Here is a 22,960-nt window from a genome sequence, read left to right as displayed (position 1 = left end):
GTTTAAGACTCATAACTGTCCAGGCTTCAAGCACCCGCCGTGAGCAGCTCCTTGTTGAACGTTTCCAACGACGGCCCGGTCGCCCACGTCCGCCTGACCCGTCCCGCCAAGCGCAATGCGTTGAACGATGCGCTGATCGCCGAACTGCAGCGGGTCTTCAGCAGCTTCGACGGCAGCGTGCGCGCCGCGGTGCTGAGCGGCGAGGGCGCGCATTTCTGCGCCGGCCTCGACCTCTCCGAACTCGGCGAGCGCAGCGCCGCCGACGGCATCCTCCATTCGCGGGCCTGGCACGCGGCCTTCGAGCAGATCCAGTTCGGCCGCGTGCCGGTGGTCGCGGTGCTGCACGGCGCGGTCGTCGGCGGCGGGCTCGAGCTGGCGAGCGCGGCCCACATCCGCGTGGCCGAGCGCAGCAGCTTCTACGGCCTGCCCGAAGGCCAGCGCGGCTTGTTCGTCGGCGGTGGCGGCTCGGCCCGCATCCCGCGGCTGATAGGCGTCGCGCGCATGAGCGACATGATGCTGACCGGCCGCGTGCACGATGCCGACGAAGGCCAGCGCATCGGCCTGTCGCAGTACCTGGTCGACGACGGGCAAGGCCTCGTGACTGCGTTCGAACTCGCCCGCAAGATCGCGTCGAACGCGCCGCTGTCGAACTTCGCGGTGATGCACGCGCTGCCGCGCATCGCCGAGCAGGGCCAGGCGGCCGGGCTGTTCACCGAATCGCTGATGGCCGCCATCGCGCAGGCCGACGACGCCGCCAAGCAGCGCATGCGCGACTTCCTCGACGGCAAGGCCGGCAAGGTCTTGAAGTCATGACGGTGCCGCGCTACCGGTCGGTTGCGCTCGGCGGCTCGTTGGCAGCCCGCTTCACGCCAGGCGACGACGGCAGCCTGCGCATCGAATCGACCGAGCCGCTGCAGCCACACCCGCAGCGCCTGACCGATCGCCTGCAGCACTGGGCCGCACGGGTGCCCGAGCGCACGCTGGCCGCCAAGCGCGATGCCACCGGCACCTGGCGCCACCTCAGCTACCGCGACGCGGTGCACGGCGCGCGCAGCATCGCGCAGGCCTTGCTCGACATCGGCCTCGGCCCCGAGCGGCCGCTGGCGATCCTCTCCGACAACGACCTCGAACACCTGCTGCTGACGCTTGGCGCGATGTGGGCCGGCGTGCCGTGCGCGCCGATCTCGCCGGCGTACTCGCTGCTGTCGCAGGACCACGCCAAGCTGCGCCACATCCTCGGGCTGCTGACGCCGGGGCTGGTGTTCGCGTCGAACGGAACCGCCTACGCCAGGGCGATCGACGCTGCGCTGCCGCCCGGCACGCCGCTCGCGCTGACCGGCGGCGCGGTCGAAGGCCGGCACGCCTTGCACTTCGCCGACCTGCTCGCGACCACGCCCACCGACGCGGTGGACGAGGCGCATGCCCGTGTCGGCCCCGACACCATCGCGAAGATCCTGTTCACCTCCGGCTCGACGCAGGCGCCCAAGGGCGTGATCAACACGCAGCGCATGCTGTGCAGCAACCAGCAGATGATCCTGCAGTGCTTCCCGTGCCTCGGCGAGACGCCGCCGGTGCTGGTCGACTGGCTGCCGTGGAACCACACCTTCGGCGGCAACCACAACGTCGGCCTGACGGTCTGGAACGGCGGCACGCTGTACATCGACGACGGCAAGCCGACGCCGGCGCTGATCGGCCCCACGCTGCGCAACCTGCGCGAGATCGCGCCCACCGTCTACTTCAACGTGCCGAAGGGCTTCGAGGAGATCGCCAACGCGCTGGAGCACGACGCCGCGTTGCGCGACACGCTGTTCAGCCGCGTGCAGATGTTCTTCTTCGCCGGCGCCGGGCTGTCGCAGCCGGTGTGGGACCAGCTCGACCGGCTGGCCGAGGCCACCTGCGGCGAGCGCATCCGCATGCTGACCGGGCTCGGCATGACCGAGACCTCGCCGTTCGCGATCTGCGCCAACGGCGGCGACGTGCGCTCCGGCCACATCGGCCTGCCGGCGCCCGGCATCACGCTGAAGCTGGTGCCGAGCGGCGACAAGACCGAGCTGCGCTACCGCGGCCCGAACGTCACGCCGGGCTACTGGCGGCTGGCGTCGGCCGGGCATGTCGACGACGACGGCTTCTACGCGAGCGGCGATGCGGTGCGCCTGGTCGACCCGGCCGAGCCGCAGCGCGGCCTGGCGTTCGACGGCCGCATCGCCGAGGACTTCAAGCTCGCGACCGGCACTTTCGTGTCGGTCGGGCCGCTGCGCGTGCGGGCCATCACGGTCGGCGACCCCTGCGTGCAGGACGTGGTCGTCACCGGGCTGAACCGCGGCGAGATCGGCCTGCTGGTGTTCCCGCGCGCCGACCGCTGCCGTGCGCTCGCCGGCCTGCCGGCCGACGCGCCGCTGGCCGAGGTGCTGGACGCCGCGCCGGTGCGCGCGTTCTTCCAGCACTGGATCGACGCGCTGCATGACGCCGGCACCGGCAGCGCGACACGCGTTGCCCGCGCCGCGCTGCTGGTCGAGCCGCCGGCGATCGACCGCGGCGAGGTGACGGACAAGGGATCGATCAACCAGCGCGCGGTGCTGGCCTGCCGCGCAGCGCTGGTCGAGCAACTGCACGACGGCAGCGCACCGGGCCTCTTCCTTCCCGGCAGGTCATGAGCGAATCCCGCACCACGACGCACACCGTCGCCGTGAACTTCGGCGATTGCGACCCGGCCGGCATCGTCTTCTTCCCGAACTTCTCGCGCTGGATGGACGCGGCCTCGCTGTCGTTCTTCATGCAGTGCGGCGTGCCGCCGTGGCGCGTGCTCGAACAGACGCGCGGCATCGTCGGCACGCCGCTGCTGGAGATCCACACCCGCTTCCTGCAGTCGGTCACCTACGGCGAGACGATCACCATCGAGACCTGCGTCGAGGAATGGCGCGGCAAGGTGTTCGTGCAGCGGCACCGCGTCACGCGCGACGGCGAGCTGGTCTGCGAAGGCCGCGAGACGCGCATCTTCGTGACCCGCGACGCCACCGGCAAATTGAAGTCCATTGCGGTGCCGGACGACATCCGCGCACTGTGCCAGACAGAATCACGCCCCCGAACGGAGACACCCCCATGAAGCACCTGAAGACCTGGCTGGCCACCGCCGCACTGGCCGCCCTCGCGGCCGGCGCACAAGCCGACGTGACGATCGGCGTCAGCGTCCCGCTGACCGGCCCGACCTCGGCGCTCGGCATCCCGAGCAAGAACGGCATCAGCCTGTGGCCGACCACGATCGCCGGCGAGAAGCTCAACGTGATCGTGCTCGACGACGCGACCGACCCGACCGTCGGCGTCAAGAACGCGCGCCGCTTCGTCACCGAGGACAAGGTCGACCTGATCGTCGGGTCGTCGGCGACGCCGATCGCGATCGCGATGTCGGACGTGGCCGCCGAGGCGCAGACGGTGCAACTGGCGCTGTCGCCGATCCCGCTGCCCGAAGGCAAGGGTGCCTGGACCTTCCGGCTGCCGCAGTCGACCGCGGTGATGGCGATCCCGATCGTCGAGCACTGGAAGAAGACCGGCGTGAAGACCTTCGGCTTCGTCGGCTACGCCGATGCGTACGGCGAGGCCTGGCTGAAGGACATCACCGCGCAGGCCACCGCGGCCGGCATCAAGAACGTCGGCGTCGAACGCTTCGCACGGGCCGACACCAGCATCACCGGCCAAGCGCTGAAGCTGGTCGGCGCGAACCCGGACGCGATCCTGGTGGCAGCCTCTGGCAGTGGCGCGGCGATGCCGCACAAGGGCCTGGTCGAGCGTGGCTACCCGAAGGGCAAGATCTACCAGACGCACGGCGCGGCGACGCTCGACCTGATCCGCGTCGGCGGCAAGGACGTCGAGGGCTCGTTCGTCTCGTCCGGCCCGGCGCTGGTGGCGACCAAGCTGCCCGACAGCAACCCGAGCAAGGCGATCGGCGTGCGCTTCATCGAGCAGTACGAGAAGGCGTTCGGCCCGAAGAGCGCGAACCAGTTCGGCGCGCACGCGTTCGACGCGGCGATCGTGCTCGAGAAGATCATCCCGATGGCGCTGAAGAAGGCAAAACCTGGCACGAAGGAGTTCCGCGCCGCGCTGAAAGAGGCGCTGGAGACGGCCGGCCGCATCCCGGTGTCGCAGGGCGTGCTGAACTACACCGCGGCCGATCACTTCGGCTTCACGCCCGACACCGGCGTGCTGCTGAAGGTGGTCAACGGCGACTGGGAAGTCGTCAAGTGACCGCCATCGTCCGCTGATGGACCTCTCGATCGCGGGCATCCTGCTGCTCGACGGCGCAACCAGCGGTGCGGTCTACGCGCTGCTGGCGCTCGCGCTGGTGCTGGTGTTCGCGGTCACGCGGGTCATCTTCATCCCGCAGGGCGAGTTCGTCGCGTACGGTGCGCTGACGCTCGCGATGCTGCAGATGGGCAAACTGCCCGGCACGGTGTGGCTGCTCGGGATCCTGGCGGTGCTGGCCGCGCTGCGCGATGCGTTCGGCGCGGTGCGCGAAGGCCAGCCGGCCGGCCGCATCGCGCGCGACGCCGCGCTGTCGCTGGCCGTGCCCGCGGCGGTGACGCTGCTTGCGCTGTGGGCCGCACCGCGCCAGCTGCCGCTGCTGCTGCAAAGCCTGCTGACGCTCGCGATCGTCACGCCGCTCGGTCCGCTGGTCTACCGGCTCGCATACCGGCCGCTCGCCGATGCATCGGTGCTGGTGCTGCTGATCGTCTCGGTCGGCGTGCATTTCGCGCTGACCGGGTTGGGGCTGCTGTTCTTCGGCGCCGAGGGCTTTCGCAACCCGAGCTTCTGGGACGAGCGCTTCCAGGCCGGGCCGCTGATGCTGTCGGGGCAGGCGCTGATCATCTTTCTCGTCTCGGCCGCGCTGATCGTCGGGCTGTGGCTGTTCTTCGGCCGCACGCTGCGTGGCAAGGCGCTGCGCGCGACCGCAGTGAACCGGCTCGGCGCGCGGCTGATGGGCATCTCGACGGATGGCGCCGGGCGCTGGAGCATGGGCCTGGCCGCCTTCATCGGTGCGCTGTCAGGCTTGCTGATCGGCCCGACCACGACGATGTTCTACGACACCGGCTTCCTGATCGGGCTGAAGGGCTTCGTCGCGGCGATCTTCGGCGGGCTCGCGAGCTATCCCGGTGCGGCAGCCGGTGCGCTGTTCGTCGGCTGGCTCGAATCGTTCGGCTCGTTCTGGGCCAGCGCCTACAAGGAGGTGATCGTCTTCACGATGATCCTGCCGGTGCTGCTGTGGCGCAGCTTCACGCACGGCGCGCCCGATGACGAGTAGCCGCTGGTGCCTGCTGGCGTTCGCCGCCGCGCTGGCGCTGCTGCCGCAGTTGCCGGTGCCGGAGTTCTGGATCACGCAGCTGAACTACATCGGTCTGTACGCGCTGGTCGTGATCGGGCTGGTGCTGCTGACCGGCATCGCGGGGCTCACGTCGTTCGGCCAGGCGGCCTTCGTCGGCATCGGTGCGTACAGCAGCGCATGGCTCACGCTGAACCTCGGCTGGTCGCCGTGGCTGTCGGTGTTCGGCGGTCTGGCGCTGACGGCGCTGGCCGCGCTGGTGCTGGGCTGGATCACGCTGCGCATGTCGGGCCACTACCTGCCGCTCGCGACCATCGCATGGTGCCTGAGCCTGTACTACCTGTTCGGCAACCTGGAGGCGCTGGGCCGCTACGACGGCCTGCTGGGCATCGCGCCGATCGGTTTCTTCGGCGTGCCGCTGAACACCGGGCGCAGCTTCTTCTACCTGCTGTGGGCGCTGGTGCTGCTGGCCGCGCTGGCCGCCACGCAGCTGCTCGATTCGCGCAGCGGCCGCGCGCTGCGGGCGCTGAAGGGCGGCAGCACGATGCCCGAGGCGATGGGCATCGACACCTTCCGCGCCAAGGTCACGGTGTTCGTGCTGGCCGCGCTGCTGGCAAGTCTCTCGGGCTGGCTGTTCGCGCACTTCCAGCGCAGCGTCAACCCGTCGCCGTTCGGCTTGAAGATGGGCATCGAGTACCTCTTCATGGCGGTGATCGGCGGCGTCGGCCAGGTGTGGGGCGCGCTGGCCGGTGCGGCCGTCGTGAAGCTGCTGGAAGACCAGCTGCAGGTGCTGCTGCCGCGGCTGCTCGGCGGCAGCGGAAGCTACGAAGTGATCGTGTTCGGCGTGCTGCTGGTGGGGGTGCTGCAGTACGCGCGTGACGGGCTGTGGGCCGCGGTGGTGGCGCGGCTGCCGCGGCAGGTGCGCAAGCGCGACTGGGCCGATGCGGCGCCGCTGCCCGAGGCCTCGCGCCCGCCGCACGGCGAGCTGGTGCTGGACGTGCAATCGGTGCGCAAGGAGTTCGGCGGGCTGGTCGCGGTGAACGACGTCAGCTTCCAGGTGCGTGCCGGCGAGATCGTCGGGCTGATCGGGCCGAACGGTGCCGGCAAGTCGACCACCTTCAACCTGGTCAGCGGCGTGCTGCCGCTGACGCGCGGCGAGGTGCGGCTGCGAGGCGAGCGCATCGACGGGTTGCCGTCGCGCGGCATCGCACGGCGCGGCGTCTCGCGCACCTTCCAGCACGTGAAGATGGTGCCGGAGATGACGGTGCTGGAGAACGTCGCGCTCGGCGCGCACCGGCGCGGACAGCGCGGCGTGGTGGCGGCGATGCTGCGGCTCGACCGCGCCGAAGAGCGCCGCCTGCTGCGCGAGGCCGAGCGCCAGTTGCAGCGCATCGGCATGGCCGACCGCGCGGATGAGCTGGCCGGCAACCTGGCGCTCGGGCCGCAGCGGCTGATGGAGATCGCGCGAGCGCTGAGCGCTGATCCGTCGCTGCTGTTGCTCGATGAGCCGGCCGCCGGGCTGCGCCACCAGGAGAAGCGGGCGCTGGCCGAGGTGCTGCGGCAGCTGCGCGCCGAGGGGCTGTCGATCCTGCTGGTCGAGCACGACATGGACCTGGTGATGGACGTCAGCGACCGCATCGTCGTGATGGAGTTCGGCACGCAGCTGATGCAAGGCACGCCGGCCGAGGTGCAGGCGAGCGAGGCGGTGCGCGCGGCGTACCTGGGGACGGAGCACTGAGCATGAGCGATCCGATCCCCACCCCTCCGTTCGCCCTGAGCCTGTCGAAGGGTCGGGCTGAGCCTGTCGAAGCCCTCGAAGTCAACGAGCTCCACGCCGGCTACGGCCGCGCCGAAGTCCTGCGCGGCATCCATTTGCAAGCCGCCGCCGGCAGTGTCGTCACCGTGATCGGCCCGAACGGCGCCGGCAAGTCGACACTGCTGAACGCGCTGATGGGCGTGCTGCCGTCGCGCGGCGCGATCCGCTGGCAAGGCAACGCGATCGACGCGCTGCCGCTCGAGGCGCGCGTCGACCGCGGCATTGCGCTGGTGCCCGAAACCCGCGCGCTGTTCGGCAGCATGCCGGTCGAGGACAACCTGCGGCTCGGCGCATGGCGCTTGCGCCAACGCGGGCCGCAGGCGGCACGCGACGCGATGGAACGCGTGTTCGCGCTGTTCCCGCGCCTGCAGGAGCGGCGCGGGCAGCTCGCAGGCACGCTGTCGGGCGGCGAGCGGCAGATGCTGGCGGTGGGTCGCGCGCTGATGGGCGAGCCGTCGCTGCTGATGCTCGACGAGCCGAGCCTCGGCCTCGCGCCGCTGGTGGTGCGCGAGATCTTCCGCACCATCGCCGCGCTGCGCGCGACCGGCGTGACCATCCTGCTGGTCGAGCAGAATGCGCGCGCGGCGCTGGAGGTGGCCGACCACGCCTACGTGCTGGAGATGGGCGAGATCGTGCTGCAAGGCCCGGCGGCCGAGCTGGCGCGGGATGCGCGCGTGATCGACACCTACCTCGGCGCGGCGCGGTCTAGGGCCTGTTAACACTACGGGAAGGCTCGCGTGACTCATCAAAAGGGCACCCGCAAGGCGCACGGCGCAGCCCAGGCTTGCTGCCTGGGCAAGCCGTGCAACGCGGCGGGTGCCCTTTTGATGAGATCACCCTGCGGGCCGGTGCCTGCCAAGGCGCTGGGCCGCGTTGCGCCGCTTGCCCGGGCAGAGAGCCCGGGCCGCGCGTCGCGCCTTGCCCAGCGCCTTGGCAGGCACCGGCGCGAGCCTTCCCGTAGTGTTAACAGGCCCTACGGACCCCGCTGATGGCGGAAGCCCTCGACACCTCGCGCCTGGAGCACCTGGTCGGCTATGCGGCGACGCGCGCCTCGGTGCAGCTGAAGCGCTCGTTCGTGCGCCACCTCGGGCCGCTGCAACTGAAGGCGGTGGAGTTCTCGATCCTGGTGCTGGTGGCGGCCAACGAGCGCGTGAACCAGAAGCGGCTCGGTCAGGCACTGGACGTGTCGGCGCCGAACATGGCGGTGACGCTGGACCGCATGGTCGAGCGCGGCTGGGTGCTGCGCGAGCGCTGCAGCGACGACCGGCGCTCGCAGCGCATCGCGCTGACGCCGGCGGGGCGCAGGCTGACAGCGCGCGCCGAGAAGATCGCCGAGACGATGGAAGACGACGCGATGCAGGTCTTGTCGCCGCGCGAGCGCGCGACCTTGATCAAGCTGCTGATGCGCGTCGCGGCCGGTGCGGCCGACTAGAGCGGCTTCAACTCGGGCCCGCGCAGCCCGACCAGCAGGGCGCGGCCGTTGTCGTCGATGCGGAACTCGCCGAAGCGCGCCCCGGACCAGCGCTGCGCTTCGCCCTCGCGGAAGAACCATGCATCGGTGACGAGGATCCAGTCGCCGCCCTTCGGCGTCAGCTCGACGCGCAGCTCGTCGGCGGCGAGCGGCTTGCCGTCGTCCAGCCGCAGCAGCGTCAGCACGTTGCGCTCGTCGCGCCGGGCGACCGCGTGCGGGCGCTGCGCACGCAGCAGGTCGCCGTCGAGCTGCTGCTGCACGCTGAACGGCATGCGGAAGTTCAGCCGCATGAAGTCGCCCTGCATCAGCGAGCGCGGGTCGGCCGGCGCGAGTTCGACGAACACCGGCTGCCCGTCGGCGATCAGCGATTCCTTTTGCCAGATGGCGAAGTTCGCGACGGCCAGCACGGCCACCGCGCAGATCGCGATGCCCCAGCGTTGCGGTCCGGCCGGTGCCGCGACCGGTGCCGTGGCCTCGCTCGACACGCGCCGCGGCGTGCCCCAACGCGCCAGCAGCGCGAGCACCACGCCGGCCGCCACCATCAGCAAAGCCTTGTGCGCGAGCGGCCACGCCAGTTGGTAGTAGAACGCGCCGATGATCCAGGCCGCGGCCACGCCAGCGGTGGCGGCCAGGCGCCAGCGTCGCGTGGTGATGCACAGCGCGAGCGCCAGCAGCACCGCGCCGAGCGTCGGCATCAACCAGGCCAGCAACGCGAGCACCGCGGCCACGCCGATGAGCCACGGCTGGCGCAGGCCCGGCCAGCGGCGCGCGGCCCACAGCGCGCCGACGATGGCCAAGGTCAGCGAGGCCGCCTGCTGCAGCGCGCCGGTCCAGTGAGGTCCATCGCGATCGAACCCGCGCGCGACGTCGTTGCCGAACTCACCGAGGTTCGCGCCGACCAGGAAGGTCATGCCGGCCCACCAGGCGAGGCCGCACAGCGTCGCGAGCAGCCAGCCGGCGCTGACCGGTTCGACGATGGCGGCGTGCTCCTGCGGGATGCGGCGCACCATCACGTGAGCCGCCAGCCAGGCCGCCGCGCATCCGTGCCACGCGAGCCAGAACACGCCGAGGCGCGTCGCATGCGAGCCGCGCCACGGGTCGATCGCCAGCGCGAGCGCCAGCATCACCGCCGCCAGCGCGCCGAGCAGCGCGCGCAGCCAGTCGGCATGCACCAGCACCGCGGCGGCGAGCGCAACCGCGCCGAGCGCCGCGAAGGCGAGGGCGGTCGGTAGATCGCGGAACAGCCCGAAGGCGAGCGCGCCGCCGCCGACGATCAACCCCGGCACCGCGAGTTGCTCGACGAACAGCGGGATCTGCCGCGAATGCAGCACCACCAGCGAACCGGCCAGCACCAGCAGCCCGATCAGGTAGGGGCCCGCGCCGCGCGTGACGAAGTCGCCGAACAGCATGCCGACGACGATGATCAGCGGCACGGCAGCGAGCCAGGCGCCCAGCCCGGTCAGCAGCACGACCGGCCACGGGCGGGTCTCGGAAGAGATCGTGAGGGAATCGTTCATGCGACGGCTCCGCTGGGGGTGCCGGTGCGGGCGTGGCGGCGTGCGAGGCGCATCACGCCCGACACGCTGGCGGCCAGCAGCCCGGCAGCGGACAGGCCCAGCACCAGCATCCGGCTGATCTCGTCGAACGGGCTGCGGCGGTCGAACAGCCAGTGCGTGAGCCCGGCGACGAGCAGCGCGTTCAGCCCGAGGGCCACCGCGCTGAGCCCGTAGATGTCGAACAGGCGCTGGTTGGACAACACCACCGCCGCGACGCCCAGCACCGCGAGCGCGAGCGCGTAGTGCGCGCCGCTGCGGTCGCCGAACACCGCGCTGGCACCGCTCACGCAGATCATCGCGACCGCCATCGTCACCGCGGTGCGCTCGCCCCATTCACCGCCGCCGGTGAAGCGCTGCCACGCCGGGTGCAGCGCGGCCACCAGCGCGATCGCCGCGCTCCAGCCGATCAGGTGCGCGGGCAGGTCCTGCGGCTCGATGCGCCAGCGGTGGCCGGTGTGCGCGACGATCCACAGCGAGATGCCGCTCATCGCGACCAGCGCGAACGGGGCCCACAGCACGTCGCTGCGGGCGCCCAGGCACAGCGGCAGCGCGAGCGCGGCCCACAGCGCGAACAGCTGCCAGGCGTCGGCGCCGGTCTGGTAGGTCTGGCCGAAGAAGGCGAACAGGCCGCCGATCGCGAGCAGCGCCAGCAGCCCCAGCGGCGCTCGCAGCGTGGGCCGCCACAGCGCGCCGGCGCACATCACGACCACGCAGGCCTGCAGCAAGGCGAAGCGGCCGGTGCGGCCCAGCTCGTCCCAGTTGGCGGCGACCCAGAAGATCAGCCCCAGCCCGCCGAGCGCCGCGGCCAGCACGGCGATGCCCTGCGGCAGGCGCTGCGAGAGCGCGGGGGGTTCATCGTGCAGGTCCATGGCTCCTCCGGGATGTGGGGGCGATGGTAGCGATGTGCCGTGATGCCTGGTGCCGCTGCGTGCACGAAGTGCCGCGGGCCGGCACTGTCGGGAGCGTGTTCCGATACCGCGCTTGCCGCGCTCAGTCGGGCGCGTCCAGGTTGTCCGTCACCCGCTGCAGCAGCGCCTGCAACTGCCGCTGCTCGGCCGCGCTGAACCCCGACACCGCGCGCGCCGTCAGCTTGCGCGCCTGCTGCTGCAGCGTGCGCAGCACCGCCTGGCCGTCCGCCGTCAGCGACAGCGCGACGCTGCGCCGGTCGGCCGCGTCGGCCCGCGCATCGAGCAGGCCGCGCTCGCGCAGGCCCTTGATCAGCCGGGCCAGCTGCGCCTTGTCGCGCCCGCTGTGCTGCGCCAGGTCGCTCTGCGTCGTGCCGGGGTGGCGGCCGAAGTAGCCGAGCACCTTGCTCTCCATGTGCGTGATGTCGTGCGGCCCGTCGCGCAGCACCTGGTACTGCTGGCCGCGGTATTGGTGCATCACCGTGTGGATCAGCTCCAGCACGTCGTCTTCCACGCGGGCTTTGCCCTGATGGTTGACATTGTCATCTTGTTTGCCCATGATGGGGGATATTGTCAACCATTTCGGAAGCGGCTCCCATGACGGCAGAAACATCCACCCGGCGCGTGCAGCGCGTCCAGCATGAGATCAAGAGGCGCGAGCTGCGCATCGTGCGCGTCGAGGCCATCAGCCCCGGCTTCCGGCGCATCGTGGTGGCCGGCGAGCCGATGGCGGGATTCGTCAGCGCGTCGTTCGACGACCATGTGAAGCTCTTCATCGACACCGGCGATGGCGAACCGGTGCGCCGCGACTACACGCCGCGCCGCCACGATGCAGTTGCGGGCGAGCTGACGCTGGACTTCGCATTGCATGACGACGGCCCGGCGTCCGACTGGGCTGCGCGTGCGAAGCCCGGCGACGCGCTGACGGTGGCCGGCCCGCGCGGCTCCTTCATCATCCCGCTCGACTACGACTGGCACCTGCTGGTCGGTGACGCGAGTGCGCTGCCGGCGATCGAGCGCCGGCTGGAGGAATTGCCGGCCGGCACGCGCGCGATCGTGCTGTTGCAGCTCGATGAAGCAGACCGCCGGCCGCTCGCGAGCGCCGCCGAGCTGCAGGTACAGCATGTCGACAGCGATGACGCGCTGCTCGCCGCGGCGCGCGCACTCACGCTGCCGCCCGGCGAGGGCTACGCCTGGTGCGCCGGCGAGGCCGCGACGATGGCGGCGCTGCGCCGCGTGCTGGTCGACGAGAAGGGCCACGACCGCCACGCGATCCGCGCGGCCGCGTACTGGAAGCGCGGCGCGATCGCGCACCACGAGAACCTCGGCGACTGAAAGGAACTGCCATGTCAAACCGAACCTTGCCGCTCGACGACCACCTGCTCGACTACGTCATCGCCCATTCGGTGCGCGAGCACCCGGCGCAGACCGCGCTGCGCGACGCGACGCGGCGCCACCCGCACGCGTCGATGCAGATCTCGCCCGAGCAGGGGCAGTTCATGTCGCTGCTGGTGCGCCTGATCGGCGCGCGCCGCGCGATCGAGATCGGCGTGTTCACCGGCTACAGCGCGCTGACGGTGGCCTTGGCGCTGCCCGACGACGGCCGGCTGCTCGCCTGCGACATCAGCGACGAGTACACCCGTGTCGGCCGGCCGTTCTGGCAGCAGGCGGGCGTGGCGCACAAGATCGACCTGCAGATCGCACCAGCATTGCAGACGCTGGATGCGCGGCTCGCGGCGGGCGAGGCCGGGCAGTACGACTTCGCGTTCATCGACGCCGACAAGCGCGGCTACGACGGCTACCTGGAGCGCTGCCTGCAGCTGCTGCGCCCGGGCGGGCTGATCGCGATCGACAACGTGCTGTGGGGCGGCGAGGTGGCGCACCAGGCCGCGGCCGGCACCGACACCGCGGCGCTGCAGGCGCTCAACGACAAGCTGCACCGCGACGAGCGGGTCGATGTGTCGCTGCTGCCGATCGGCGATGGCGTCACGCTCGCGCGCAAGCGCTGACCGCCGGCCGGATCCCGGACCGTCAGGGAGCGGAGGCTGCGGCTGCCGCTGCCGCCGGTTTCCCGATGTGCTTGTCCAGGAAGGCAAGCAAGGTCTCGTAGAGGCGGCGCCGGTCGTCCAGTTCGAAGCCATGGCCCGCGTTCTTGATGGCCATCCACTCGACCGGCTTGCCGGCAGCCTTCAGCGCGTCGCGCATCTTCTCGGCGTGCTCGATCGGCACGCGGCCGTCGCGCTCACCGTGGATCAGCAGTACCGGCGCGCGCACGAGGTCGGCGTGTTTCAACGGCGAGACCGCATCAAGCGCCTGCTGCTGGGTGGACGGGTCGCCGATGTACAGCCGCACCGCTTTCATCGTGTCCTTGTCCTTGCGGAAGTCGGCATCCTTGACGTACAAGCTGATGTCGGTCACGCCGGCCACACTGACGCCGCAGCGGAACAGTTCAGGTGTCTTGATCAAACCCCAAAGTGCGGCATAGCCTCCATAGGACGCGCCGTAGATGCAAATGCGCTGCGGGTCGACGAGTTTCTGGTCGATCAAATAGCGAACCCCGTTGGTGACGTCGTCCTGCATGCTCAGGCCCCATTGGTGGTAGCCGGCCTCCTCGAATTTCCGGCCGAAGCCGTACGAGCCGCGGAACTGGGGTTGGAAGACGGCGTAGCCCCGTTGGGCCAGCGCTTGCACCTCTTCGTCCCATCCCCAGCGATCGCGCGCGATCGGGCCTCCATGGATCAGCACGACCAGTGGCGGCAGCGACGCTGCACCAGCACCGGTTGGCCGGGTGAAATACGCCGGAATGCTCAGGCCGTCGGGCGTCGGGTAACGCAGCGTTTCCATCGGCCGCATCGTCGACGGATCGACTTCCGTGCGGACCTTTGCGATCTCACGCAGCGTCATGTCCTGCGTGTCGAGCAACATCCAGCGGCCCGGATCGGTGTCCGCGAACGACAGGATCAGCAGCTTGCCTGTCGGCCTGCCGTTCACGATGTGATTGACGTGCCCCGGCATCGCGGCATCGACGGCCTTCTGCAGGCCGACCATGCGCGCGTCCAGCCAGACTTGCGTCGGCTTCAGACCGGAGGTCGTGACGCGAACCAGATCATGGTTGCCCTCTTCCGTGTCTCGATGCTGGACCGAGGCGAGGTCCTGCGTGTCGGCTCCCGCCAGCATCTCGAGATGACGGCCGGTGGTCACGTCGTGGCTGAACAGCGCCCAGGTGTCACGTCCCTCGCGCGAGAACACGATCAACGTGTCCGCTTTGTGGCCGAAGGCGATCGGCTCCCAGCGCTCCTCGGTGAACCCGAAGTCGGCGATCCGGCGAAAGGCGGCGTTGCCGTCGCTGCGATACCAATAGATGACCCGCGTGTTGTCGGACCAGAACGACCGGTCCAGCGTGGCGACGAAGCGCAGCACGCCCTGTTCATCAAAGAGGTTCTCCAGCCGGTAGCCGTTCACGCCGTGATCGTCCGGAATCGACTTGCCGGTCAGCGCATCGACACGGGCGTAGCTGTAGACGCCGTCGCCCTTTTGCATCAACACCACGTTGTGCAAGTCGTCGACATCCTGGGCGCGGCCGATGAACCAGTCCCCGAGCGCCGTGACACGCTTGCCGTCGAGGTCGACAGACCATGTGTCTTCGTGGCTGTAGTCGATGGCCAGCAATTCATTGTTGATCCAGAAGACGCGCCGGATGATGTGCCTGGGCCGGACCTCGACATTCGATTCGTCGATCTTGCGGGCCGCGAGCGTCCCGGTGTCGATCACGAACACCGCGTTGTTGCCGCTCGTGTACCCCAGCGCGACGAGATGCTTGCCGTCCGGTGAGAGCTTCATGTCGTAGAAGCCGCGCGGGTTGGTCAGCTTGAGGATCAGCGGATCGGTGGCAAGCGGGGCGTCGGCAACCGGTGCCGCGTGTGCAAAGACGGCCAGCAGCAGTGCGCAGGCAGCGGTGAAAAGCCTCATGGCATGTCGTGGCCGCAGTCGTGCGGCTCCCTCCCGGGGCGGCATTGTGCGGTATCGCGTGTCGCTTCAGCCCCACACCTCCCGCGCCGTCTCCACCACCAGCCGCAGCTTCGCCCGCTGCGCCTCCACCGCGATGTCATTGCCGTGCACCGTGCTGCTGAAGCCGCACTGCGGCGACAGGCACAGCTGCTCGAGTGGCACGTACTTCGCGGCCTCGTCGATGCGGCGCTTCAGCTCGTCTTTCGACTCCAGCTCGCCGAGCTTGGTCGTCACCAGCCCCAGCACCACCGTCTTGCCCTTCGGCAGGAAGCGCAGCGGCTTGAAATCGCCGCTGCGCGCATCGTCGTACTCGAGGAAGTAGGCGTCGACGTCCATCTCCGACAGCAGCGCCTGCGCCACCGGCTCGTAGCCGCCCTGCGCGGCCCAGGTGCTCTTGAAGTTGCCGCGGCACAGGTGCACCGCGAGCGTCATGCCGGGCGGCTTCTGAGCCACCACGCGGTTGATGAAGCCGGCGTAGCGGTGCGGCAGCTCGTCGGGGTCGTCGCCGCGCTGGCGGGCCGCCTCGCGCATCTTGTCGTCGCACAGGTAGGCGAGGTTGGTGTCGTCCATCTGCACGTAGGTCGCGCCGGCGGCGGCCAGCGAGCGCAGCTCGTCGCCATAGGCGTTCGCAACGTCCTGGTAGAACGGCTCCAGGTCGGGGTAGTGCTCGCGGCTGATGCCGGCGCGCCCGCCGCGGAAGTGCAGCATCGTCGGCGACGGGATCGTCACCTTCGGCGTGCGCCGCGTCTGCGACTTCAGGTACTCGAAGTCGGCGCGCTGGATGTCCTTCACGTGGCGAACCTTGTCGATCACGCGCATCACCGGCGGGGCGAGCTCCTCGCTGCCGTCGGGCTTCTTCACCAGCATCGGGATGTCGGTCTTCACGCCGCCGAGCTGCTCCAGGAAATCGATGTGGAAGTAGGTGCGCCGGAACTCGCCGTCGGTGATGCTCTGCAGCCCCACGTCTTCCTGGAAGCGGACGACCTCGGTGATCGCCCGGTCCTCCACCGCGCGCAGCTCGGCCGCGTTGATCTCCTTCAGCCGGAAGCGCTCGCGGGCCTCCAGCAAATACTTCGGCCGCAGGAAGCTGCCGACGTGATCGGCACGAAACGGAGCACTGGCACGCGAGGTCATGGACGTCTCCTGTGAGGGTTCACCGCGATGCGCGACGCCCCTGTTTCTGCTGCAATGTTCTTATATAGAACACGGGTGCTGTATGCGAACCTTGATGCTAGCATCCGGCCCCGGATTCGCTGCATCATCCACCGCCTTCCCAACGGAGACAAACGCATGCACAAGCGCACCGCCCTGCGGCATCTCGCTGCGGCGGGGCTGGCCTCGAGCCTGCCCCTGGCTTTCTCGTCGGCCGCCGTGGCCCAGGCCAAGCCGTTCAAGATCGGCTTCATCCTCCCGATGACGGGGCAGTCGGCCTCCACCGGCCGGCAGATCGAGGCGGCCGCGAAGCTGTACCTGGCGCAGAACGGCGCGACGGTGGCGGGCCGCAAGATCGAGCTGATCATCAAGGACGATGGCGGCGTGGCCGACGCGACCCGCCGCATCGCGCAGGAGCTGGTGGTCAGCGACAAGGTCGACGTGCTGGCCGGTTTCGGGTTGACGCCGCTGGCGCTGGCCACCGCACCGATCGCCACGCAGAGCAAGACGCCGATGGTCGTGACGGCCGCGGCCACGTCGATCGTCACCGAGCAGTCGCCCTACATCGTGCGCACCAGCTTCACGCTGCCGCAGGTCACGCTGGGCATCGCCGAATGGGCGAGCAAGAACCAGATCAAGCGCGCCGTGACGATGGTGGCCGACTACGCGCCGGGCATCGACGCCGAGAAGACCTTCAAGGACCGCTTCAAGCTGAACGGCGGCGAGATCGTCGCCGAGATCCGCTCGCCGCTGCGCAACCCCGATTTCGCGCCCTTCCTGCAGAAGGTGCGCGACGCCAACCCCGATGCGGTGTTCGTGTTCCTGCCGTCCGGCCAGGGCGCGGCGTTCATGAAGCAGTTCGCCGAGCGCGGCCTCGACAAATCGGGCATCCGCCTGATCTGCACCGGCGACGTGACCGATGACGACCAGCTCAACGACATGGGCGACGTCGCGCTCAACATCGTCAGCTCGCACCACTACTCCGCGTCGCACCCGTCGGCGCTCAACAAGAAGTTCGTCGAGGCCTTCCAGGCGGCCAACAAGTTCCGCCCGAACTTCATGGCGGTGGCCGGCTACGACGGCATGCGCGTGATCACGAAGGCGCTAGAAGCCACCAAGGGCGCGGGCGGCGGCGATGCGCTGCTGGCTGCCATGAAGGGCCAGGTGTTCGAGAGCCCGCGCGGGCCGGTGCTGATCGACGCGCAGACGCGCGACATCGTGCAGGACGTCTACATCCGCCGCGTCGCCCGCGTCAACGGCCAGCTCTTCAACGAGGAGTTCGAGGTGCAGAAGGCCGTGAAGGATCCGAACAAGACGAAGTAGGCATGCTGACGCTGCTGTTCGACGGCATCGCCTACGGGATGCTGCTCTTCGTGCTGGCCGTCGGGCTGGCGGTCACGCTCGGGCTGATGAACTTCGTCAACCTGGCGCATGGCGCGTTCGCGATGGCCGGCGGCTACGTCACCGTGCTGCTGATGAACCGGCTCGGCGTGCCCTTCCTCGCGACGCTGCCGGCGGCCTTCGTCCTCACCGCGCTGGCCGGCGCGCTGCTCGAGCGCACGCTGTACCGGCCGATGTACGCGAAGCCGCACCTCGACCAGGTGCTGTTCTCGATCGGACTGGTCTTCATGGCGGTCACCGCGGTCGACTGGTTGATCGGCTCGCAGCAGCAGATGATCCAGGTGCCGTCCTGGCTGCAGGGCCGCTTCGACTTCGCTGCGGTCGGCATCGGCAAGTACCGCCTGTTCATCATCGTGCTGTGCGGCGTGCTGACGATCGCGCTGCAGGCGGTGCTGACGCGCACCCGCTTCGGCAGCCGGCTGCGCGCCGCGGTCGACGACGCACGCGTCGCGCAGGGCCTGGGCATCAACACCAGCCAGGTGTTCCTGCTGACCTTCGCGGTCGGCTCGGGGCTGGCCGGGCTCGGTGGCGCGCTCGGCGCCGAGGTGCTGGGGCTGGACCCGAGCTTCCCGCTGAAGTTCATGATCTATTTCCTGATCGTCGTCTCGGTCGGCGGCACGACGACCATCACCGGCCCGCTGCTGGCCGCGCTGCTGCTCGGCATCGCCGACGTGTTCGGCAAGTACTACGTGCCCAAGCTCGGCGCCTTCATCGTCTACACGCTGATGATCGTGATCCTCACGCTGCGCCCGCAAGGCCTGTTCGGGCGGGGCGCCACCCGATGAACGTACGCGATTCGTTGCACGCCGCTTCGGCCTGGCGCTGGTGGGAGTTCGCGCTCGGGCTGGTCGCGCTGGGCTCGTGCGTGTTCGCCGGCCAGCATGCGCTGCTGCTCAACGAGATCGCGATCCTCGGGCTGTTCGCGATGTCGCTCGACCTGGTGCTGGGCTATGCCGGCATCGTGTCGCTGGGCCATGCGGCGTTCTTCGGCTTCGGCGCCTACGCCGCGGCGTTGTTCGCGAAGCATGTGATGCCGGACCCGCTGGTGGGCCTGGCGGTGGCGATCGTCGCGTCGGCGCTGCTCGGGGCCGTCAGCAGCCTGCTGATCCTGCGCGGTTCCGACCTGACGCGGCTGATGGTGACGCTCGGCGTCGCATCGGTGCTGTACGAGCTCGCGAACAAGCTGGATGGGCTGACCGGTGGCACCGACGGTCTGCAGGGCGTCGTGATGGGGCCGCTGCTCGGGCGCTTCGAATTCGATTTGTACGGCCGCACCGCCTACGCCTACAGCCTCACGGTGCTGGTGATCGCGCTGCTGCTCGCGCGGCGCGTCGTGCACTCGCCGTTCGGCGTCTCGCTGAAGGCCTTGCGCGACAACCGGCTGCGCGCCAGCAGCATCGGCCTGTCGGTGAATGCGCGCCTCGTGGCGGTCTACACCTTTGCGGCGGCACTCGCCGGTGCGGCCGGCGCGCTGCTCGCGCAGACCAGCGGCTTCGCGTCGCTCGACGTGCTCGATTTCCACCGCAGCGCCGACGTGCTGCTGGTGCTGGTGATCGGCGGCACCGGTTACCTGTACGGCGGCATCTTCGGCGCGATCGCGTTCAAGCTGCTGCACGACCTGGTCTCGGCGTGGACGCCGCAGTACTGGCTGTTCTGGCTCGGGCTGTTCCTGGTGGTGCTGATGCTGGTCGGCCGCGACCGCTTCATCCGCCCGTGGACCTGGTGGAGGCCGAAGGCATGAGTGTCGCGCTGGAAACCCGCGGCCTCGTCAAGCGCTTCGGCGGCCTCGCCGCGACGCAGGATGTGTCGCTGGTGATCGAGACCGGCGCGCGCCACGCGCTGATCGGCCCGAACGGCGCCGGCAAGACGACGCTGATCAACCTGCTGACCGGCGTGCTCGCACCGAGCGCCGGCACGATCCTGCTCGACGGGCAGGACATCACCCGCCTCGCGCCGCACCAGCGTGTGCGTCGCGGCCTGGTGCGCACCTTCCAGATCAACCAGCTGTGGAGCGAGTTGACGCCGCTGCAGTCGCTCGCGCTGGCGGTGTCGGCCCAACGCGGGGCTTCATCGCGCTGGTGGCAGCCGCTCGGCCGGGCGGACGGCGTGGCCGAGGCCTGCGAGGCGCTGCTGAAGCAGTTCCGGCTCGACGACGTGATGGACCGCCAGGTTTCGGTGCTGCCCTACGGCAAGCGCCGGCTGCTGGAGATCGCGACCGCGCTGGCCTGCAAGCCGCGCGTGCTGCTGCTCGACGAGCCGGTGGCCGGCGTGCCCGAGGGCGAGCGGCAGGAGATCTTCGACACCATCAATGCGCTGCCGGCCGACGTCTCCATCCTGCTGATCGAGCACGACATGGACCTGGTCTTCAACTTCGCGCGCCGGGTCTCGGTGCTGGTCAGCGGTGCGCTGTTCGCCGAGGGCGACGTGCAGAGCATCTCGAACGACCCGCGGGTCAAGGCGGTGTACCTCGGCCATGGAGACGCTGTCGATGGCTGAGCTGCTGCGCGTCGAAGGCCTGCGCGCCGGCTATGGCGAGGCGGTGGTGGTGCAGGGCGTCGACTTCGCGCTCGACGCCGGCCGATCGCTTGCGCTGCTGGGCCGCAACGGCACCGGCAAGACCACGCTGCTGAACACGCTGGTCGGTGTGACGCGGCGGCACGCCGGCCGCATCGTGCTCGCCGGGCAGGACATCAGCGCGACACCGCCCTACCGCCGCGCCGCGGCCGGCATCGGCTGGGTGCCGCAGGAGCGCAACATCTTCAAGTCGCTGACGGTCGACGAGAACCTGAGCGCGGTCGCGCGGCCCGGGCCGTGGACGCCGGCGCGCGCCTACGAGATGTTCCCGCGTCTGGCCGAGCGGCGCGCCAACCTCGGCCACCAGCTGTCGGGCGGCGAGCAGCAGATGCTGGCGGTGGCGCGCGCGCTGGTGCTGAACCCGAAGCTGCTGCTGCTCGACGAGCCGCTCGAAGGGCTCGCGCCGATCATCGTCGACGAGCTGTTGCGCTCGATCGCCCGCGTCGTGCGTGATGAGGGGCTGTCGGCGATCATCGTCGAGCAGAACCCGCGGATGATCCTGCCGATCACGCAGCAGGCGATCGTGCTGGATCGCGGCAGCATCGTGCACCGCGGCGACAGCGCGGCGCTGCTGGCGGAGCCGCAGCAGCTTGAGCGCTGGCTCGCGGTGTCGCAGCGCTGAACTGAGCAATCCCGGTGGCGCGCCGTGGCGGCCGGCCGCCTACAGTGGCGCGGCCCATCACCTTCGTCCATGCGCCCCCAGTCCGAACTCTCCTACCGCCGCCGCATCAACCGCGTCGTCGCCCATGTGCATGCCCACCTGGCTTCAGACCTGGAGGGCGGCACGCTGGCCGACATCGCCGCGATGTCGCGCTTTCACTTCCACCGCGTGTTCTCCGCGATGACCGGCATGACGCCGGCGCAGTACGTGCTGCGCATGCGCCTCGCTGCCGCCGTCGAGGCGCTGCGCGGCGGCAGCGAGCCGGTCGGGCAGATCGCGCTCGACTGCGGCTTCGACGGCGGCACGAGCTTCGCTCGCGCGCTGCGGCGCGAGTTCGGCCTGTCGCCGAGCGCCGTGCGCACGGCGCTGGTGGACCCGCGCCTGGCGCTGCCGGTGGTGGCATCCCACCGACCCTCCCGGAGAAAGACCATGCTTGAACCGACCTTCCGCGACCTGCCCGAACGCCAGGTGCTGTGCGCCACCGAGCGCGGCGCGATCGACAACGACATGAGCGCCGCCGCGCAGCGTGCCTTCGGCCGCCTGCTGCCGGCGGTGCAGGCGCTCGGCCTCGGCGAGCGGCAGACCGCGTGCCTCGCGATCTGCCCCGACGAGGTCCAGGGCTTCGACGACCCCGATGCGCGCTTCATCGCGGCCATCGCATTCAGCGGCCCGGTGCCCGACCTCTCGACCGTGGACCGCATCGACTGCCAGGCGATCCCCGCCGGCCGCTGGGCGGTGTTCCGCCACACCGGGCCGTACGACACGCTGTGGCAGACCTGGCGCGCGATCTACCGCGACTGGGTGCCGTCGTCCGGTCTCGAGTTGCGCGATGCCGCGCCGTTCGAGGGCTACGTGAACGATGCGAGCAGGGTGCCGGCCGAAGCGCTGATCACCGACATCCACATCCCGGTCCGCTGACGCGCCGGTCAGTGGTCGAGCGGCAGGCCGACGTAGTTCTCGGCCAGCACAGTGGCGGCCGCCTCGGACTGCAGCAGGTACCCGATCTCCGCCTCCTGCACCTTCTGCCCGAACTCCCCACCGTCCGGAAAGCGGTGCATCAACGACGTGAACCACCATGAGAAGCGCACCGCGTTCCACACGCGGCGCAGGCAGCGTTCGGAGTAGTGGTCGATGCCGGCATCGCTGTGCTGCTGGTAGTGCTCGATCAGCGCCTGCGACAGGTACTGCACATCGGACGCCGCGAGGTTCAGCCCCTTTGCGCCGGTCGGCGGCACGATGTGCGCCGCATCGCCAGCGAGGAACAGCCGGCCGAAGCGCATCGGCTCGGCGACGAAGCTGCGCAGCGGCGCGATGCTCTTCTCGATCGACGGGCCGGTCACCATGCGCTCGGCCGATTCCGGGTCGAGCCGGCGGCGTAGCTCGTCCCAGAAGGCCTGGTCGCTCCATTGCGCCAGCGTGTCGTTCACCGGGCACTGGATGTAGTAGCGGCTGCGCGTCAGCGACCGCATGCTGCACAGCGCGAAGCCGCGCTCGTGGTTCGAATAGATCAGCTCGTGCGAGACCGGCGGCGTTTCCGACAGCACGCCGAGCCAGCCGAACGGGTAGCTGCGCTCGAACACCTTCAGCGCGGTCGGCGGCACGCTGGCGCGGCTCACGCCATGAAAGCCGTCGCAGCCGGCGATGAAGTCGCAATGCAGCTCGTGCGCGACGCCTTGCCGGCGCCACGTGACGCGCGGCGCTGCGCCGTCGAAATCGTGCAATTGCACGTCCTCGGCCTCGTACTCGGTGACGGCACCGCAGGCGCTGCGGGCGTCCATCAGGTCGCGCGTCAGCTCGGTCTGGCCGTACACCATCACCTGCCGGCCGTGCGTCAGGCGGTGCAGGTCGATGCGCTGGCGGGTGTTGCGGAAGCCCAGATCGAAGCCGCCATGCACCAGCCCCTGCGCATGCATGCGCTGGCCGACGCCGAGCTGGTCCATCAGGTCGACCGTGCCCTGCTCGAGCACGCCGGCGCGGATGCGGCCCAGCACGTAGGCGGCGCTGCGCTGCTCGAGGATCACCGCGGCGATGCCGGCCTGGTGCAGCCGCTGGCCGAGCAGCAGGCCCGCCGGCCCGCCCCCGATGATCGCGACCTGGACCCTCAT

Annotated in this window: 22 protein-coding genes; 16 read left to right on the top strand and 6 right to left on the bottom strand. The window is 70.0% G+C overall.

Going from position 1 to position 22,960, the window contains the following annotated elements; genetic code table 11:
• Nucleotides 1-51: 51 nt before the first annotated feature.
• The 8 genes from ACXJLU_RS00385 (at nucleotide 52) to ACXJLU_RS00350 (ending at nucleotide 8,559) form a co-directional block, all read left to right on the top strand.
• A complete protein-coding gene (locus tag ACXJLU_RS00385) occupies nucleotides 52-813 on the top strand; it encodes a crotonase/enoyl-CoA hydratase family protein (protein ID WP_457328617.1) in 762 nt (253 codons plus the stop codon).
• Nucleotides 810-2,654, top strand: a complete 1,845-nt coding sequence (locus ACXJLU_RS00380; protein WP_457328563.1) for a feruloyl-CoA synthase — start codon at nucleotides 810-812, stop codon at nucleotides 2,652-2,654. The genes ACXJLU_RS00385 and ACXJLU_RS00380 overlap by 4 nt, the downstream gene beginning before the upstream one ends.
• Nucleotides 2,651-3,103: an acyl-CoA thioesterase gene (locus ACXJLU_RS00375; protein WP_073466030.1), complete on the top strand. Its 453-nt coding sequence runs from the start codon at nucleotides 2,651-2,653 to the stop codon at nucleotides 3,101-3,103. Before ACXJLU_RS00380 ends, ACXJLU_RS00375 begins: the two co-directional genes overlap by 4 nt.
• Complete coding sequence (locus ACXJLU_RS00370) at nucleotides 3,100-4,239, top strand: ABC transporter substrate-binding protein (protein WP_457328562.1); 1,140 nt, start codon at nucleotides 3,100-3,102, stop codon at nucleotides 4,237-4,239. Before ACXJLU_RS00375 ends, ACXJLU_RS00370 begins: the two co-directional genes overlap by 4 nt.
• 16 nt (nucleotides 4,240-4,255) lie before the next feature.
• Nucleotides 4,256-5,293 (top strand): branched-chain amino acid ABC transporter permease, encoded by a 1,038-nt coding sequence (locus ACXJLU_RS00365; RefSeq protein WP_457328561.1) that lies wholly within the window; start codon nucleotides 4,256-4,258, stop codon nucleotides 5,291-5,293.
• Nucleotides 5,283-7,049, top strand: coding sequence for a branched-chain amino acid ABC transporter ATP-binding protein/permease (locus ACXJLU_RS00360; RefSeq protein WP_457328560.1), 1,767 nt, complete (start codon nucleotides 5,283-5,285; stop codon nucleotides 7,047-7,049). The genes ACXJLU_RS00365 and ACXJLU_RS00360 overlap by 11 nt, the downstream gene beginning before the upstream one ends.
• 2 nt (nucleotides 7,050-7,051) lie before the next feature.
• Nucleotides 7,052-7,846 (top strand): ABC transporter ATP-binding protein, encoded by a 795-nt coding sequence (locus ACXJLU_RS00355; RefSeq protein ID WP_457328559.1) that lies wholly within the window; start codon nucleotides 7,052-7,054, stop codon nucleotides 7,844-7,846.
• 269 nt (nucleotides 7,847-8,115) lie between these two features.
• Nucleotides 8,116-8,559, top strand: a complete 444-nt coding sequence (locus ACXJLU_RS00350) for a MarR family winged helix-turn-helix transcriptional regulator (RefSeq protein ID WP_457328558.1) — start codon at nucleotides 8,116-8,118, stop codon at nucleotides 8,557-8,559.
• Here the strand turns inward: ACXJLU_RS00350 and ACXJLU_RS00345 are convergent.
• From ACXJLU_RS00345 to ACXJLU_RS00335, 3 genes are all read right to left on the bottom strand, one after another.
• A complete protein-coding gene (locus ACXJLU_RS00345) occupies nucleotides 8,556-10,115 on the bottom strand; it encodes a GDYXXLXY domain-containing protein (protein ID WP_457328557.1) in 1,560 nt (519 codons plus the stop codon). The two genes, ACXJLU_RS00350 and ACXJLU_RS00345, sit on opposite strands and share 4 nt — an antisense overlap.
• Complete coding sequence (locus ACXJLU_RS00340) at nucleotides 10,112-11,023, bottom strand: DUF2157 domain-containing protein (protein ID WP_457328556.1); 912 nt, start codon at nucleotides 11,021-11,023, stop codon at nucleotides 10,112-10,114. The genes ACXJLU_RS00345 and ACXJLU_RS00340 overlap by 4 nt, the downstream gene beginning before the upstream one ends.
• 121 nt (nucleotides 11,024-11,144) lie before the next feature.
• Nucleotides 11,145-11,618: a MarR family winged helix-turn-helix transcriptional regulator gene (locus tag ACXJLU_RS00335; protein WP_457328555.1), complete on the bottom strand. Its 474-nt coding sequence runs from the start codon at nucleotides 11,616-11,618 to the stop codon at nucleotides 11,145-11,147.
• Nucleotides 11,619-11,656: 38 nt separating this feature from the next.
• On the opposite strand from ACXJLU_RS00335, the gene ACXJLU_RS00330 reads away from it, so the two are divergent.
• Nucleotides 11,657-12,394, top strand: a complete 738-nt coding sequence (locus ACXJLU_RS00330; RefSeq protein WP_457328554.1) for a siderophore-interacting protein — start codon at nucleotides 11,657-11,659, stop codon at nucleotides 12,392-12,394.
• 11 nt (nucleotides 12,395-12,405) lie between these two features.
• Entirely contained in the window at nucleotides 12,406-13,068 is a 663-nt protein-coding gene (locus ACXJLU_RS00325) for a class I SAM-dependent methyltransferase (RefSeq protein WP_457328553.1), read from the top strand.
• Nucleotides 13,069-13,090: 22 nt separating this feature from the next.
• Here the strand turns inward: ACXJLU_RS00325 and ACXJLU_RS00320 are convergent, their stop codons facing one another.
• On the bottom strand, nucleotides 13,091-15,028 hold the full coding sequence (locus ACXJLU_RS00320; RefSeq protein ID WP_457328552.1) for an alpha/beta hydrolase family protein: 1,938 nt from the start codon (nucleotides 15,026-15,028) through the stop codon (nucleotides 13,091-13,093).
• 66 nt (nucleotides 15,029-15,094) lie between these two features.
• A complete protein-coding gene (locus ACXJLU_RS00315; RefSeq protein ID WP_457328551.1) occupies nucleotides 15,095-16,201 on the bottom strand; it encodes a 5-methyltetrahydropteroyltriglutamate--homocysteine S-methyltransferase in 1,107 nt (368 codons plus the stop codon).
• Nucleotides 16,202-16,357: 156 nt separating this feature from the next.
• Here ACXJLU_RS00315 and ACXJLU_RS00310 point away from each other — a divergent pair, with 156 nt between their 5' ends.
• The 6 genes from ACXJLU_RS00310 (at nucleotide 16,358) to ACXJLU_RS00285 (ending at nucleotide 21,773) form a co-directional block, all read left to right on the top strand.
• Complete coding sequence (locus tag ACXJLU_RS00310) at nucleotides 16,358-17,542, top strand: ABC transporter substrate-binding protein (protein WP_073466043.1); 1,185 nt, start codon at nucleotides 16,358-16,360, stop codon at nucleotides 17,540-17,542.
• A 2-nt stretch (nucleotides 17,543-17,544) separates the two neighbouring features.
• The gene (locus ACXJLU_RS00305) at nucleotides 17,545-18,405 is read left to right on the top strand and encodes a branched-chain amino acid ABC transporter permease (protein WP_457328550.1); all 861 of its coding nucleotides are present in this window, start codon (nucleotides 17,545-17,547) and stop codon (nucleotides 18,403-18,405) included.
• Nucleotides 18,402-19,361 carry a branched-chain amino acid ABC transporter permease gene (locus tag ACXJLU_RS00300; RefSeq protein ID WP_457328549.1) on the top strand — a complete coding sequence of 320 codons (960 nt, stop codon included), beginning with the start codon at nucleotides 18,402-18,404 and terminating at the stop codon, nucleotides 19,359-19,361. Before ACXJLU_RS00305 ends, ACXJLU_RS00300 begins: the two co-directional genes overlap by 4 nt.
• On the top strand, nucleotides 19,358-20,116 hold the full coding sequence (locus ACXJLU_RS00295) for an ABC transporter ATP-binding protein (protein ID WP_457328548.1): 759 nt from the start codon (nucleotides 19,358-19,360) through the stop codon (nucleotides 20,114-20,116). The genes ACXJLU_RS00300 and ACXJLU_RS00295 overlap by 4 nt, the downstream gene beginning before the upstream one ends.
• Nucleotides 20,109-20,816 (top strand): ABC transporter ATP-binding protein, encoded by a 708-nt coding sequence (locus tag ACXJLU_RS00290; RefSeq protein ID WP_457328547.1) that lies wholly within the window; start codon nucleotides 20,109-20,111, stop codon nucleotides 20,814-20,816. The genes ACXJLU_RS00295 and ACXJLU_RS00290 overlap by 8 nt, the downstream gene beginning before the upstream one ends.
• 69 nt (nucleotides 20,817-20,885) lie before the next feature.
• Nucleotides 20,886-21,773 carry an AraC family transcriptional regulator gene (locus ACXJLU_RS00285; RefSeq protein WP_457328546.1) on the top strand — a complete coding sequence of 296 codons (888 nt, stop codon included), beginning with the start codon at nucleotides 20,886-20,888 and terminating at the stop codon, nucleotides 21,771-21,773.
• 8 nt (nucleotides 21,774-21,781) lie between these two features.
• Here ACXJLU_RS00285 and pobA read toward each other — a convergent pair whose 3' ends face one another.
• Nucleotides 21,782-22,960, bottom strand: coding sequence for a 4-hydroxybenzoate 3-monooxygenase (pobA, locus tag ACXJLU_RS00280; RefSeq protein ID WP_457328545.1), 1,179 nt, complete (start codon nucleotides 22,958-22,960; stop codon nucleotides 21,782-21,784).

This window comes from Rhizobacter sp. P5_C2, assembly GCF_054049715.1.
The sequence above is the reverse complement of the archived record's forward strand: the minus strand, read 5'-3'. Positions and strand labels throughout refer to the sequence as shown.

What these genes read in the sequence shown, in the direction of transcription:
- ACXJLU_RS00325 (WP_457328553.1), top strand. Translation starts at nt 12,406, where the DNA reads ATGTCAAACCGAACCTTGCCGCTCGACGACCACCTGCTCGACTACGTC.
- ACXJLU_RS00300 (WP_457328549.1), top strand. Translation starts at nt 18,402, where the DNA reads ATGAACGTACGCGATTCGTTGCACGCCGCTTCGGCCTGGCGCTGGTGG.
- ACXJLU_RS00320 (WP_457328552.1), bottom strand. Translation starts at nt 15,028, where the DNA reads ATGAGGCTTTTCACCGCTGCCTGCGCACTGCTGCTGGCCGTCTTTGCA.
- ACXJLU_RS00290 (WP_457328547.1), top strand. Translation starts at nt 20,109, where the DNA reads ATGGCTGAGCTGCTGCGCGTCGAAGGCCTGCGCGCCGGCTATGGCGAG.
- ACXJLU_RS00335 (WP_457328555.1), bottom strand. Translation starts at nt 11,618, where the DNA reads ATGGGCAAACAAGATGACAATGTCAACCATCAGGGCAAAGCCCGCGTG.
- ACXJLU_RS00350 (WP_457328558.1), top strand. Translation starts at nt 8,116, where the DNA reads ATGGCGGAAGCCCTCGACACCTCGCGCCTGGAGCACCTGGTCGGCTAT.
- ACXJLU_RS00305 (WP_457328550.1), top strand. Translation starts at nt 17,545, where the DNA reads ATGCTGACGCTGCTGTTCGACGGCATCGCCTACGGGATGCTGCTCTTC.
- ACXJLU_RS00365 (WP_457328561.1), top strand. Translation starts at nt 4,256, where the DNA reads ATGGACCTCTCGATCGCGGGCATCCTGCTGCTCGACGGCGCAACCAGC.
- ACXJLU_RS00310 (WP_073466043.1), top strand. Translation starts at nt 16,358, where the DNA reads ATGCACAAGCGCACCGCCCTGCGGCATCTCGCTGCGGCGGGGCTGGCC.
- ACXJLU_RS00360 (WP_457328560.1), top strand. Translation starts at nt 5,283, where the DNA reads ATGACGAGTAGCCGCTGGTGCCTGCTGGCGTTCGCCGCCGCGCTGGCG.
- ACXJLU_RS00375 (WP_073466030.1), top strand. Translation starts at nt 2,651, where the DNA reads ATGAGCGAATCCCGCACCACGACGCACACCGTCGCCGTGAACTTCGGC.
- ACXJLU_RS00370 (WP_457328562.1), top strand. Translation starts at nt 3,100, where the DNA reads ATGAAGCACCTGAAGACCTGGCTGGCCACCGCCGCACTGGCCGCCCTC.
- ACXJLU_RS00315 (WP_457328551.1), bottom strand. Translation starts at nt 16,201, where the DNA reads ATGACCTCGCGTGCCAGTGCTCCGTTTCGTGCCGATCACGTCGGCAGC.
- ACXJLU_RS00285 (WP_457328546.1), top strand. Translation starts at nt 20,886, where the DNA reads ATGCGCCCCCAGTCCGAACTCTCCTACCGCCGCCGCATCAACCGCGTC.
- ACXJLU_RS00345 (WP_457328557.1), bottom strand. Translation starts at nt 10,115, where the DNA reads ATGAACGATTCCCTCACGATCTCTTCCGAGACCCGCCCGTGGCCGGTC.
- ACXJLU_RS00340 (WP_457328556.1), bottom strand. Translation starts at nt 11,023, where the DNA reads ATGGACCTGCACGATGAACCCCCCGCGCTCTCGCAGCGCCTGCCGCAG.
- ACXJLU_RS00355 (WP_457328559.1), top strand. Translation starts at nt 7,052, where the DNA reads ATGAGCGATCCGATCCCCACCCCTCCGTTCGCCCTGAGCCTGTCGAAG.
- ACXJLU_RS00380 (WP_457328563.1), top strand. Translation starts at nt 810, where the DNA reads ATGACGGTGCCGCGCTACCGGTCGGTTGCGCTCGGCGGCTCGTTGGCA.
- ACXJLU_RS00295 (WP_457328548.1), top strand. Translation starts at nt 19,358, where the DNA reads ATGAGTGTCGCGCTGGAAACCCGCGGCCTCGTCAAGCGCTTCGGCGGC.
- pobA (WP_457328545.1), bottom strand. Translation starts at nt 22,960, where the DNA reads ATGAGGGTCCAGGTCGCGATCATCGGGGGCGGGCCGGCGGGCCTGCTG.
- ACXJLU_RS00330 (WP_457328554.1), top strand. Translation starts at nt 11,657, where the DNA reads ATGACGGCAGAAACATCCACCCGGCGCGTGCAGCGCGTCCAGCATGAG.